The organism is Telluria mixta, assembly GCF_029223865.1.
GTDB classification, from domain to species: Bacteria; Pseudomonadota; Gammaproteobacteria; order Burkholderiales; family Burkholderiaceae_D; genus Telluria; species Telluria mixta.
Genome location: NZ_CP119520.1, coordinates 6,204,073 through 6,216,889, shown reverse-complemented (window position 1 = coordinate 6,216,889; position 12,817 = coordinate 6,204,073). Strand labels below are relative to the sequence as shown.

The 12,817-nt window shown below is 66.5% G+C and carries 8 protein-coding genes; 3 read left to right on the top strand and 5 right to left on the bottom strand.

All coding sequences use genetic code 11. From position 1 onward, the window contains the following. Nucleotides 1-154: 154 nt before the first annotated feature. Nucleotides 155-3,124 carry a TonB-dependent receptor gene (locus P0M04_RS27390; RefSeq protein ID WP_259451184.1) on the top strand — a complete coding sequence of 990 codons (2,970 nt, stop codon included), beginning with the start codon at nucleotides 155-157 and terminating at the stop codon, nucleotides 3,122-3,124. Nucleotides 3,125-3,199: 75 nt separating this feature from the next. Further along, entirely contained in the window at nucleotides 3,200-5,173 is a 1,974-nt protein-coding gene (locus P0M04_RS27385) for a beta-L-arabinofuranosidase domain-containing protein (protein WP_281042116.1), read from the top strand. Between the two features lie 13 nt (nucleotides 5,174-5,186). Here the strand turns inward: P0M04_RS27385 and P0M04_RS27380 are convergent, their stop codons facing one another. Continuing rightward, nucleotides 5,187-6,857 (bottom strand): glycoside hydrolase family 43 protein, encoded by a 1,671-nt coding sequence (locus P0M04_RS27380; RefSeq protein WP_259451186.1) that lies wholly within the window; start codon nucleotides 6,855-6,857, stop codon nucleotides 5,187-5,189. 220 nt (nucleotides 6,858-7,077) lie between these two features. Between P0M04_RS27380 and P0M04_RS27375 the strand changes: the two genes are divergently transcribed. Beyond that, nucleotides 7,078-8,127 carry a LacI family DNA-binding transcriptional regulator gene (locus tag P0M04_RS27375; protein ID WP_259451187.1) on the top strand — a complete coding sequence of 350 codons (1,050 nt, stop codon included), beginning with the start codon at nucleotides 7,078-7,080 and terminating at the stop codon, nucleotides 8,125-8,127. 3 nt (nucleotides 8,128-8,130) lie between these two features. On the opposite strand, the gene P0M04_RS27370 is transcribed toward P0M04_RS27375, so the two are convergent. From P0M04_RS27370 to P0M04_RS27355, 4 genes are read right to left on the bottom strand one after another with little or no spacing between them, the layout of a single operon-like run. Beyond that, nucleotides 8,131-9,333: a glycoside hydrolase family 88 protein gene (locus P0M04_RS27370; protein WP_259451188.1), complete on the bottom strand. Its 1,203-nt coding sequence runs from the start codon at nucleotides 9,331-9,333 to the stop codon at nucleotides 8,131-8,133. Between the two features lie 17 nt (nucleotides 9,334-9,350). Further along, entirely contained in the window at nucleotides 9,351-10,592 is a 1,242-nt protein-coding gene (locus P0M04_RS27365) for an oligosaccharide MFS transporter (RefSeq protein ID WP_259451189.1), read from the bottom strand. Nucleotides 10,593-10,604: 12 nt separating this feature from the next. Then, on the bottom strand, nucleotides 10,605-11,600 hold the full coding sequence (locus P0M04_RS27360) for a carbohydrate kinase family protein (protein WP_281042115.1): 996 nt from the start codon (nucleotides 11,598-11,600) through the stop codon (nucleotides 10,605-10,607). Beyond that, on the bottom strand, nucleotides 11,597-12,808 hold the full coding sequence (locus tag P0M04_RS27355) for an AGE family epimerase/isomerase (protein ID WP_259451190.1): 1,212 nt from the start codon (nucleotides 12,806-12,808) through the stop codon (nucleotides 11,597-11,599). The genes P0M04_RS27360 and P0M04_RS27355 overlap by 4 nt, the downstream gene beginning before the upstream one ends. Nucleotides 12,809-12,817: the final 9 nt, after the last annotated feature.

Genomic DNA, 12,817 nt, shown 5'->3' with positions numbered 1-12,817 from the left:
TGTAAATACCACATCAACAATGATATTTCGCAAAGGCATTACCACCAGGAAGGACTCGCCCTATAATTCAATCCACATTTGTTATCGATACCTAAAACGCCGGCCACACAGAGCCGGGACAAACCATGCCAATCGGACTACAGAGGAGAACACAATGAAACAGCATCGCAATATCGGACCGACGATGTCGGTCGTCGCCGTGGCGCTCGCCCAGGCCTTCGCGGGCCACGCCTGGGCGCAGCAGGCGGACGCCAACACCGTCGTCGTGACGGGCATTCGTGCCAGCGCGCAGTCGTCGCTGGCGGTCAAGCGCGACTCGATGGAGGTCGTCGACTCGATCAGCGCGGACGACATCGGCAAGCTGCCGGACCCGAACGTCACCGAGACCATGACGCGCATCCCGGGCGTGCAGGGTTACCGCTACGGCGGCGAGGGCGCATCGCCGGTGGGCCAGGGCTCGGGCGTGACGATCCGCGGCCTGTCGGGCCAGACGGCGTCTGAAGTGAACGGCCGCGCCTACTTCACGGCCGGCAGCCGCGAGTTCAACCTGGAAGGTGCGATTCCGGGCATGGTCGCAGGCATCGACGTGTATAAAAACCCGTCGGCCGAACACATCGAGGGCGCCATCGGCGGCCTGGTCAACATCCGCACCCGCAATCCGAGCGACTTCAAGGGCCTGACGGGCGCCCTGAACATCGGCGGCCGCTACAACGACCTGGCGAAGAAGGGCAACCCGGAACTGTTCGGGATGATCGCCAACCGCTGGAACCTGCAGGGCGGCGGGCGCATCGGCGTGATGGCGGCGGCCGTGTTCCAGCAGAGCACGGGCCGTTCGGACAACAATCCGGCCAACGGCGGCGCCAACTACAAGCGCGCCGTGCGCGCCGACAGCGCTGAATACGCGACGCTGGCTGGTGCCAATACGGCGAACGATCCGTCCAAACCGATGTCGCAGTACGTCGGCCGCACCGACGTCTCTTATCTGGCGAGCGTTCCCACGCTGCCGACGTCGACGACTGCCGGCGCCTACATGCCGAACCTGGCGGGTCTGACCCAGGAGCAGGCCAGCAACGTCATGGCGGCGCCTGCACTCACCAATAACGTGTTCCAGGAAACGATCATGCGTACCCGGCGCGGCCTGAACCTGGCTGCGGACTGGCGCGTCGACAATACGCTGCGCTTCTACGTCGACGGCAACTACACCTATTACCTGTATCACCAAAACTACCGCGGCCTGAACTCGTCGGATAACAACAACCAGGCCAACAACGTGCAGAACCTGCAGACGACGCCGTTCAGCCTGACGGAGCAGCTCGCCAACGGCAACCTCAACGGCGGCAGCAACGACGTCCTCGCAAGCAAGCGCTTCCTGAGCGGAAGCTTCCTGAATACGAGGATGACGACGACCGGCGGCGACGAGCACCGTCCGTACACGACGTGGATCGCGGCGACCGGGGCGGAATGGCATCCCACGCCGGCATTGTTCCTGAAGGCCGACGTCAACTTCATCAAGGCCGACCAGACCCAGGACAACCGCTCCGTGACACTGTTCTCCAATCCGGGCCTGTACTGGACGGCCAACCGGGTCAGCGACGGCGCGCCGCACCAGTTGACGTTCACCGGGCCGAGCCTGTCCGATCCGGCCAACTTCATGTACCAGGCCTACAGCAACGGCACGCACAATACCGTGCACGACACCGGGGGCGCCATCGCTCTGGACGGTACGTACTCGCTGGACGACGGTTGGTTCTTCAGCCGCTTCAAGTTCGGCACCCGTGCCGCGCGCCAGTCGAGCAGCTTCAACAACTTTGGTTTTGGCGGCCGTCCGCTGACGAGCAACGGCCTCGCGCTGGCCGCCGACGGCAGCAACGGTATCTCGGCGGCGCAGGGTGGCCACACGCAATCGTCGCCGACCAACTTCATGGACGGCCTGGCCGGATATTCGGGCGGCTACGTCGTCTATTCGCCCGACCAGTTACTGGGCAACCAGGTGAGCGCCGCCTTCCCGAAAGCGGGCATCCTGCCCGAGAACGGGCTGGCGGAAAACATCCTGTCGCGTCGTTATACGAACGAGAAGACCAAGGCGATCTACCTCGTGGGTGAGTTCGCACTGCTGGATGACCGTCTCAAGGGTAACGTCGGCGTGCGCGTCGTCCGCACCAATGGCGAATTCGTGGCGCAGGTGGCGGACCCGATCACCGGCGTCATCGGACCGTACCGCCGCACGACGTCCTACACGAACGCACTCCCTTCGTTTAACGTGACCTACGACCTGGCGAAAGACTTCCTGGCGCGCTTCGGTTACGGACGCGGCATGACCCGTCCGGGACTCGACCAGCTCAATCCATCCCTGACCGTCAACTCGACACAGGGTACGTTACAGATCGGTAACCCGGATCTGCGTCCGCTGACCGCGAACAGCTTCGACTTCTCGCTGGAGCGCTACTTCAGCAAGACGAACTACCTGGCCGCCGGTGTGTTCGACAAGGAGATCAACGGGTTCTTCAACGACGTCCAGAATTGCGAGACGGTCTCGCTCGCGACGGGCTATACCGGCGCCGTCTCGAACGGTTGCCCGAGCGGCCAGCTGTTGGTGTCGAAGACCCTGAATTCCGAGAAGGGTTTTGCGCGCGGCGTCGAGCTGTCGGGCCAGTACTTCTTCGACGGCGCCCCGGGCATCCTGAAGAATTTCGGCGTCTCCGGTTCGTACACCTACGTGAAGACGGACAATCCGTTCAACGTCGGCACGAAGGCCGCTCCGAACATCATCTCGACGCCCCAGCCGTTCGCCTCGAAGAACAGTTACAGCGTGAGCGCCCTGTACGAGGACAACAAGGCGTCCGCGCGCCTGGTCTACACGTGGCGTTCGCCGTCGGTGCTGTTCGGTTTCTCGCCGAATCCGATCGATGGCCGCTACATCGACGCTTACGGCATCCTGGACGGTTCGTTCAACTACCAGCTGACCGACAACATGGCGTTGTCGCTGAATGCGTCGAACATCACCAACAAGACGCTGAACCGCAACGTGGGTGGCCTGGGCAACGAGAGCGGCATCGAACGCCAGCATTACGAAAACGGCCGATTCTTCGGTTTCAGCCTGCGTTACAAGTTTGGAAACCTGTAGTATTTTCTCTCTCGTCGCGGGACACTGTCCCGCTTTCGTACCCGCCTCCGGCACTTGCCGGCGGCGGGTTTTTTCATGAAAGGCTTTCCGATGACCTTCACCCGACGCTCGATGCTCAAGGCCACCCTCGCGGCGTGGCCGGCGCATTGTGTCGCCCGCGACCCTGGCGACCGTGACCGACGCCCGCTTCCCGTTCCGGTCGATGCGGCGCGTGCCTTCCTGGCAAACCAGGTACGCCTGCTGCCGGGAAGTCCGTTCCATGCGCGGCAGGAGCTGCATCGGAAAGGGGTGCTCGCATCGTATGATCCGGACAAGTTGCTGTACCCCTACCGCGCGTTGGCCAGGCTTCCCCAGAAAGAAGGCATCGAGCGCGGCTACGACGGCTGGGATAGTGAATTTCTCCGTGGGCACATGACCGGGCACTACCTGTCCGCCGCGTCGCGCATGGCGGCGGCTACGGGAAGCATCCTGTTTCGCGACCGGGTCAACTACCTCGTGGGCGAGCTCGCCACATGCCAGAGGGCCCTGGATCTGGATGGTTACCTGTCCGCCTTTTCCACGGCCGCCTTCGACCAGCTCGAAGGCAAGCCCGGGGCCGACGCGGGGAGCATCGGGGTGCCTTATTACACGATCCAGAAGATCATGTCGGGCCTCCTCGACGCGCATGCCCATGTCGGCAACAGGCAGGCGCTCGACGTCGCCACCAGGATGGCCGACTACTTCGGCAAACGGCTCGCGACGCTGGATGCCGCGCAGATCGACAGGATGTTCCGCACGGACGGCAGCCGCAATCCGCAAAACGAATTTGGTGCGATGAGCGACGTTCTGACGGAACTTTACAAAATCGACAAAAATCCCCGTCACCTCGAAACCGCCCGCATATTCGATCGCGCCTGGTTTGTCGGGCCCCTTGCCGAGGGCGAGGACCGGCTGGGCGGCTTGCACGCCAATACGCACATCGCGCAAGCAGTGGGCCTGGCTAACGGTGCGAACGTCAATGGCAACCCGGTGGCACTGAAGGCGTCCGAGAACTTCTGGCGGCTGGTCGTACACAGGCATTCGTTCGCCAATGGCGGCACGGCATTCAACGAATGGTTCGACAAACCCGGCGTGGAGGCCGGCCCGTCGATCGACAATCAGAAGGTATTGCCGCCGACCACCGCCGAAACCTGTAACACCCATAACATGCTCAAGCTCACCGGCAGGCTTTTCGAGCGCAATCCGCGTGCGGCGCTTGCCGACTACTACGAGCGTGCCTTGTACAACCACGTGCTGGCATCGGTCGCGCCCGATTCGGGCGCCATGACCTACTTCACGCCGTTCCATGGCGACTTTCGCACCTATCTCAACGGCAGCTTTTGCTGTACGGGCAGCGGTATCGAAAACACCGCACGCTACAACGAAGGCATTTACTTTCACAAGGACGATGCGCTCTGGGTGAACCTGTATATCCCATCCGAGCTCAGCTGGCGCGAAACCGGGATGGTCTTGCGGCAGCAAGGAGATATCATGCGCGGTGACCCGGTGCGCTTTACGGTCGTCAAACCTGGCACCGGCGCCGTCACGCTCAATTTGAGAATCCCCGCGTGGGTCGCCAAACCGGCGGCAGTCAGGATCAACGGGAAGCCGCGACGCGTGGACGCGAAGCCGTCGACCTATATCGCGTTGCGGCGGCCATGGAAAGCCGGTGACGTGATCGACCTGGCACTCCCGGCGGGGCTGCGGCTGGAGCAAGCCGGGGACGACGCCTCGATGGTCTCCCTGTTCCATGGTCCCGTCTTGCTGGCCGGAGAACTTGGCAGGGACAACATGCCTGCCAGCGACGTGGGCCACAAGGATGCTTACCTGAAGGTCGCGGCGGCGCCGGTGCCCGATATCGTCGGCACATCCGGCAATCCCGCCGACTGGCTCGCTACTATCCCCGGCGATCCGTCCGCATTCAAGTTCAAGGACGCCGGTCCGGCAACCGGCATTGTCCTTCGGCCGTTATTCGACCTGCACCATCAACGCTATTCCGTGTATTGGCACCTTCGCAAATCCGCGATCTGACGCCAACATGCGGTCAGTACGGCCCGACGCCCGGCGCCGTCACGTTGAAATAGTCGGCTTCGAGGAACGACGGCTGCGCGCGCGCCCGCGCACCGACGCTGAACAGGCCGACCTGCGCGCCCACCCACGTACCGCGCGTGACGGGGAACGGCGCCCCTGCCGGCTTGAAATCGCGGCCGTCCAGGCTGTACGACATGCCGACGAACGCGGTTTCGTACATGGACATGCGCAGCACCACCTCGTCCGGCGCGTCCGGCAGCACGACGGTGGACTCCTCGCGGCAGCGCGGTCCGAACGGGCCGCACACGGTGTGCACCAGTTCCGTCTTTCCGCCGTTGCGCCGCAGGCCGATCCAGGCGTACTGCATGGCGTTGATGATCAGGCCCGCCCGGTCGCCGTCGACAGCACCCGCGAGACGCACGCGGGTCTCCGCGACGAAGCGCGACGCGGGCACCTTCTGCGTCAGGATCGCGCCCGCCGCGCGCACGAAGCTTTCCGCCTCCGGCACGACCTGCGTCGCGAGGCGCAGGTGGCCGGGGTTGTCGGTCAGCGAGTACCAGCCGGACGCCGGATTCGCGCCCCATTGCCACTGCGGGCCGAGGGCAGGGCCGTCGAAGCCATCGTTCGTCGCCGGCGCGGCCGGGCCGAAGCCCTGCACCGGTTTCGCGTACGTGTTCACGGGTTCGCCGACGCCAGGCGTGCGGCCGGGGGCGCCGATGACCGGCCAGCCGTCCTGCCAGCGCATCGGCTGCAGGTGCACGACGCGGCCATACGCGCCCTTGTCCTGGAAGTGCACGAACCAGTCCTTGCCGTCCGGAGCATCCACCCACGCGCCCTGGTGCGGGCCGTTGACGGGCGTGTCGCCCTGGTCCATCACGCGGCGCGCTTCGTACGGCCCGTCGATCGAACGCGAACGGAACACGGCCTGCCAACCCATCTCCACGCCGCCGGCCGGCGCGAACACGTAGTAATAACCGTTCGCCTTGTACAGCTTCGGCCCTTCGACCGTGTGATAGCCGGGGTAGCGGCCGCCGTCGATGATGACCTTGCCGGCGTCGTCCAGCAGGCGCGTGGCCTGCGGGTCCATCCGGCGCAAGGTCAACACGTTGTTGATGCCGGCGCGGCTCTTCGCCCACGCGTGAAGCAGGTACGCCTTGCCGTCGTCGTCCCACAGGGGCGCCGGGTCGATGATGCCGCGCCCGGCGAGCAGCAGCCGCGGCGGCGTCCACGGACCGGCGAAATGCTCGGCCGTCGTGACGTACACGCCGTAGTCCGGGTCGGGATAGAAGATCCAGAAGCGGCCGTCGTGCCAGCGCAAGGTCGGCGCCCACACGCCCTTGCCGTATTGCGGGCGGTCGAACACGTTGGCCGGTTCCAGCCGGGGCAGGGCGTGGCCGACGAGCGTCCAGTTCACCAGGTCGGGCGACTCCAGCAGCGGCAGTCCGGGTGCGTTGTTGAAGCTGGACGCCGTCATGTAGAACTTGTTGCCGACGCGGATCACGTCCGGATCGGAATAATCCGCGTGCAGGATCGGGTTACGGTAGCGGCCGTCGCCGAGGTCGGCGATCCAGGGCGCGGCCGCGGGGCCCGCAGCCGCCGGCGGCTGGGCAGGCGCAGCCACGGTGCGGCAACCCGCGATGGCCGCCGCGGCGACGAGGATGGCGCTAAGGCGTGAAACAGGCACGAAACTCTCCTTCTTCATTCGGTGGAGCTTGGGGTTGTTATCGATCTCATGGTAGCATTGTTGAAACAGAGCAATCAAGGCAAATCAGGCTGCATGAACCTTGCCATGCCGCGTTGTCAAAAGTGGCATTTCCCCTGGCCCGGCGGTATTATGTGACATCGCGTGCCAAGGATGAAATCGATAACATAGCCAGGCCGTCAGACTACAGGACAATAAATCAATGGGTAGTGAAACCAAGCAGGGCGACCGCCCGACCGGCGGTGCGACCGTCTGGGACGTGGCACAGAAGGCCGGCGTCTCCGCGATGACCGTGTCGCGCGTCATCAACGGTAATGCGAGCGTCAGCGACAAGACGCGCGAGAAGGTCAACAAGGCCATCCAGGAACTCAATTACCAGGTCAATGTGGCGGCGCGCGCCGCGCGCATCGGTACGCTGCGCGTGGGCCTGTTGTACAGCAACCCCAGCGCCGCGTTCCTCAGCGCCTTCCTCGTCGGCGCCCTCGGCGAGTGCAGCCAGACTGGCGCCCACCTGATCCTCGAAAACTGCGACAACCTGCGCAGCCAGCGCAAGGCGATCGACCGCCTGATCGCGGACGGCGCCGACGGCATCCTCGTGCCGCCGCCGCTGTGCGACTCCAAGGCCGCGCTCAAGCAGCTGGCCGAAATGGGCATTCCGTCCGTCGCGGTCGCGACCGCAAAGCCGTCGCAGCAGATGTCGGCCGTGCGCATCGACGACTACGAGGGCGCGCTCACGATGACCAAGCACCTGCTGGCCCTTGGCCACACGGACATCGGCTTCATCAAGGGCGACCCGGAACACACGCCGGCCCAGTTGCGCTACCAGGCGTTCATCGACGCCATGCGCGAGGCCGGCCACCACGTCCCCGCCGAGCGGGTGGCGCAGGGCATGTTCACGTACCGTTCCGGCCTGCTGGCGGCGCGCGAACTGCTGGCCCAGCCGACGCGGCCCACGGCGATCTTCGCGAGCAACGACGACATGGCGGCCGCCGTCATCGCCGTCGCGCACGGACTGCACATGCAGGTGCCGGACGACATCGCCGTCTGCGGCTTCGACGACACGCCCGTCGCGACGACCGTCTGGCCGGAACTCACCACGATCCACCAGCCGATCACGGAGATGGCGCGCAGCGCCGTCGCCCTGCTGGTGGAACACATCCGCGCGCGCCGCGCCGGCCAGTCGTACATGCCGCAGCACCGGCTGATGCCGTTCACGCTGGTCGAACGCGAATCGACGGAAGCGCACGAGTAAACATTACCAGTAGGGACGCCACGTGCGGGTCAACCGCACGAGGGCCTCCAGGTAGAAGTAATCGCCCCAGATGCACGCCTCGTCCACGCCGACGCCGTTCGGCTTGTGGTACACGCCGTGCTTCAGCAGGCCGGCGCCCGGCGTGCCGCTCGCGTCGGCGTAATCGGCGGCGAGCGTGAGCACCGTGCCGGCCGCGGCGCGTTCGTAGGCGGCGCGCAGCGGGTCGGCCAGCGGCAGGTTGCGGGCCAGTTCCAGCAGGCCGCACGCGGCGATGGCGGCGCCCGAGCTGTCGCGCGGCTCCGGTCCGCTCGTGAACACGAGATCCCAGTAGCAGATGCCGTCCGCCGGCAGGCGGTTCAGGTAGTAATTCGCCAGCACTTTTGCCAGGTCGACGAGGCGGCCGTCGCCGTTGTGGCGGTAGACGAGCGGGAAGCCCGAGATGCCCCAGGCCTGCCCCCGCGCCCAGCACGAATCGTCCGCATGACCCTGGTGCGTCTTGCCGTACAGCGGCGCGCCGCTGGCCGGGTCGAAGAAGAACGTGTGGAACGTGGAGCCGTCCGGGCGCACGATGTGGCGCGCGGCGGCCTCGATGTGGCGGTCGGCCGCGGCGCGGAACGCCGGGTCGCCCGTATGGTCGCTCGCCCAGTACAGCAGCGGCAGGTTCAGGTTGCAGTCGATGATCATGCGGCCGCGCTGTGCCGGGTCGGACAATTCGCCCCACGCCTGGATGATCCCGGCGCCGGGCAGGTAGCGTTCCAGCAGCAGGCGCGCGGCACCCAGCGCCGCCTCCGCCGCCAGCGGCTCGCCCGTCAACTGGTAACCCGACACGCACGAGAGGCTGTACAGGAAGCCGAGGTCGTGGTGGTTGACGTTGATGCGGTCGCGCTGGCGCGCATGGAAGCTGGCCACGTGGCGCAGGGCGCAATCGCGGTAGCGCGCGGTACCCGTCAGCTCGTACGCGAGCCACAGCATGCCGGTCCAGAAGCCGTTCGTCCATTCCGTGTTGTCCATCGCCTGGTAGACGCCGCCCTGCGACGACGGCATCGGGAAGGCGTCGCCGAAGTGGGCCAGGTTGCGGTCGACGGCGTCCAGCGCGCGCGCGATCGCACGGTCGATGGCGGCCTTGTCGACGCCGCGGTTCCAGTGGGCCGGCAGGGCGCCGGTGTTCAGCGGCTCGAGCGTGGCCGCGTTCAGGGGTGATGTCATGCTTGCTCCTTCGGGATTCATTTGGCGGGTTCGGCGAGCGGCGCGGCCTGCTCGCCAACCGTTTCGGCGGGCGTCGGCAGCAGGAACACGGCGGACAGGATGAGGAAGACGAGGCCCAGGCCCGCCAGGGTCAGATAGGTCGCGGGGAAGCCGATCCGGTCGTAGCCGATGCCGGCCAGCGACGACAACGCGAAGATGCCGATCGAGTGGCCGAAGCTCACGCCGACCATGTAGACGGTCGACGCCAGGCGGTTGTCGAAGTGGCGTGCGATGTAGCGGAACAGCGAGACGGCGAGGATCGGCAGTTCCACCGAGTGCAGCAGCTTCATCGCCGAGATCGAGACAGGGCCGACGGCGAGGCCGGAACCGGCGATCCGCACGAGCATGATGGAACCGGCCAGCAGCAGGCCGTTCTTGGCGCCGATGCGGCGCACGAGCAGCGGCGCGACGAACAGGCCGCCCGCTTCCAGGAAGATCTGCGCGGAGTTCAGGTAGCCGAACATGGCGACGCCGGTCTTCGGGTCCGGGAAAAGCGACGCGAAATAGCGGGGGAACTGCTGGTCGAACACGAGGTACAGGTTCGTCACGCCCAGCACGAACACCATGAAGCGCCAGAAGCCCGGCATGCGCAGCAGCGCGAACGCGTCGGCGAGCCTGACGCCTTCCTTGCCGGGCACGCCGGCGACATGAGGGCCGCCGCGCGTCACGGCCAGCAGCGCGAGCATGACGCCGCCCGCCAGCGACGCGAGCGCGAAATTGATGCCCGGGTCGATGTTGTAGATCCGGCCGCTGAACACGGCGGCGCTGGCGAAGCCCAGCGAGCCCCACAGCCTCACGCGGCTGTATTCGAAGCCGTCGCGCCGGCCGATGCGGTCGACGTACGACTCGATCGCGTAGCTGCCCGCATTGAACGTGATCCCGAGATACAGGCCGCCCACGGCGGCGCCCAGCAGGATGTTCGCCTTCAGCAGCGGCGCATACAGGAAAGGGAAGAACAGGCCGGACAGGGCGACCAGCGCCGCGACCGTCCACAGGATGTTGCGGCGGGTGCCTACGCGGTCCGACACGAAGCCGTAGATCGGTTGCGAACACATCGCGGCGAAGGCGTTGGCCGAAAAGACGATGCCCGCCTCGGTACCCGACAGCTTCAATGTCTGCCCCAACCAGACGGCGAGCAGCGAAATGCTCATCGCCTGGGCGAAGAAGTAGATGTAGACGAAGCCGCACAGGAAGCGGAATTGCGATGTGCGCGTTGCCATGGTGTCTCCTGGTTATCGTTGTAATAGCGTGCCGAAATACTGTTGGCCGGGCGCCGGGAAGTCAAGGGCGTCGTCGCGGCGGACGACGATGGCGTCCGCCAGCGCCAGCGCCAGCGCCAGCACGGCGTCGAGCGTCGGCGGTTGGGCGCCCGCGACCCGGCAGGCGGCGGTGCCGGCGGCGACGGCGACGCGCAGATGGCTGCCGCCCGCGCGCTCCGGCCACGTCATGAGGCTGTAGAGCAGGGCGCCGATGCTGGCGTCGCCCGCGCCGACCGTGTCGACGACGTCCACGGCCGGCGCGGCCGCATGCCATACGCCGTCGGGCCGGACGAGGTGCGCGCCGTCGCCGCCGCGCGTGAACAGGTAGGTCGCGGCCGGATTCAAGGCGCGCAGGGACGCGAAGGCGGCGTCGGTGTCGTCGTGGCGGAACAGGCCGCGCAGGTCTTCGTCCGACACCTTGACGACGTCCGCCAGGCCGACCATCGTGCGCAACGTGTCGTCATAACGGTCGTCCATCAGCGCGCGGAAGTTCGGGTCGTAGCTGATCTTCGTGCCGCGCAGTTTCAGGTCGCGGGCCAGCGCCACGAGCGTGCCCGCGAGCGGTTCGCGCGCGAGGCTGATGCCGCCGAAGTGGACCCACGCGGCGCTCTCCTGCCAGCCGGCCGGCAGGTGCTCCGGAGCGAAGTGCAAGTCGGCGCTGTCGGTGCCGATGAAGAAGTAGCGGGGCGGATGACGTTCGTGCACGACGGCCAGCAGCGGCGGGCGGTCGACCTGCTGCAGGAAGCCGGGGTGGAGTCCCGCGGCCGCGTTGGCGGCGGCGAGTTCGAGCCCGAACACGTCGCGGCTGACGGCGCCCGCGAACGCGCTCGGGATGCCGAGGCGGGCGACGACGCGCGCCACGTTCCACGTCGAGCCGCCCGTCTGGCTCGTCCACGTGCCGCGACCCGTCGTGAGCAGGTCGGTCAGGGCCTCGCCGGCCGCGACGAAGCGGGGCAGTGGGGTGTTCATGCCCCCTCCAGCGCATGCAGCACGTCGTAGCACGCGCCCATCGTGTGGTAATCCGTCTTGCCGGCCGGGCTCTTTTCATCGGTCAGCTTGCGGTTGTCCTGGCCGAGGATGCGGTACCAGGCGCCATGGTCATGGTCGACGAAGTGCGCCCAGCTGTACGTCCAGATGCGGTCGTACCAGTCCCAGTACGCCGGGTTCCCGGTGCGCACGGCCAGCAGGGCGGCGGCCGCGAAGCTTTCGGCCTGCACCCAGAAATACTTGTCGCCGTCGCAGATGCTGCCGTCCGGGGCGTAGCCGTAGCAGATGCCGCCGTGCTCCGCATCCCACGCACGCAGCAGCGCGGCGTCGAACAGCTGGACGGCGCGCGGCGCGAGCCAGTCGGCGTCGCCCGCCAGGTGGGCGCGGTGGCGCTCGAGCAGCAGCAGGAGCTTGGCCCATTCCGTCAGGTGGCCCGGCTGGTAGCCCCACGGACGGAAGATGTTCGTCCTGTCGTCGCGGTTGTAGTCCCAGTCCACCGACCAGTCCGTGCGGTAGTGTTCCCACACGAAGCTGCCGGCCAGCGCCGCCTGGCGCAGCGTGATGTTGCGGGCCAGCGTCTCGGCGCGGTGCAGGTAGCGGACCTCGCCCGTCGCCTCGTACGCTGCGAGCATTGCTTCGCACGAATGCATGTTGGCGTTCTGGCCACGGTAGGTGTCCAGCACGGACCAGTCGGCGCTGGCCTGGTCGGCGTACAGGCCGTGCTCCGGTTCCCAGAAGCGCGTCTCCATCAGGTCGAAGGTCTCGGCGAGATAGCCGCGCGCCGCGGACACGCCGGCGCGCAGCGCATGCGCATAGGCCAGCATGACGAACGCGAGGCCGTAGCAGTGGTTGTCGCCGTCGAGGACCGCCTTGCGGCCGTCCTTCCACGCGAGCTGCCAGGCGTAGCCGCCCGTGCCCGGATCGCGGTGGACGTCGCGCAGGAAGGCGACGCCGTGGCGCACGGCCGCGAGGTAGTCAGGGTCGGCGAAGCGCCGGTACGCCATCGCGTAATTGAAGACGAAGCGCGTGCTGCTGACGAGGTGGCGCGTCGTGCGGTCGTACACCGTGCCGTCGTCGCGGAAGAAGTGATAAAAACCGCCGCTCGGGTCGATGCAGCGCGGGTGATAAAACCGCATCGTATGGGCCACGTGGTCGAGCAGGAAGCGGGGAGAACGGAAGTCGGGTGCCATGGCGGGGTT

Excerpts from the sequence above, each read along its gene's own strand:
- P0M04_RS27390 (WP_259451184.1), top strand. The coding sequence starts at position 155 with ATGAAACAGCATCGCAATATCGGACCGACGATGTCGGTCGTCGCCGTG.
- P0M04_RS27365 (WP_259451189.1), bottom strand. The coding sequence starts at position 10,592 with ATGGCAACGCGCACATCGCAATTCCGCTTCCTGTGCGGCTTCGTCTAC.
- P0M04_RS27360 (WP_281042115.1), bottom strand. The coding sequence starts at position 11,600 with ATGAACACCCCACTGCCCCGCTTCGTCGCGGCCGGCGAGGCCCTGACC.
- P0M04_RS27355 (WP_259451190.1), bottom strand. The coding sequence starts at position 12,808 with ATGGCACCCGACTTCCGTTCTCCCCGCTTCCTGCTCGACCACGTGGCC.
- P0M04_RS27385 (WP_281042116.1), top strand. The coding sequence starts at position 3,200 with ATGAAAGGCTTTCCGATGACCTTCACCCGACGCTCGATGCTCAAGGCC.
- P0M04_RS27375 (WP_259451187.1), top strand. The coding sequence starts at position 7,078 with ATGGGTAGTGAAACCAAGCAGGGCGACCGCCCGACCGGCGGTGCGACC.
- P0M04_RS27370 (WP_259451188.1), bottom strand. The coding sequence starts at position 9,333 with ATGACATCACCCCTGAACGCGGCCACGCTCGAGCCGCTGAACACCGGC.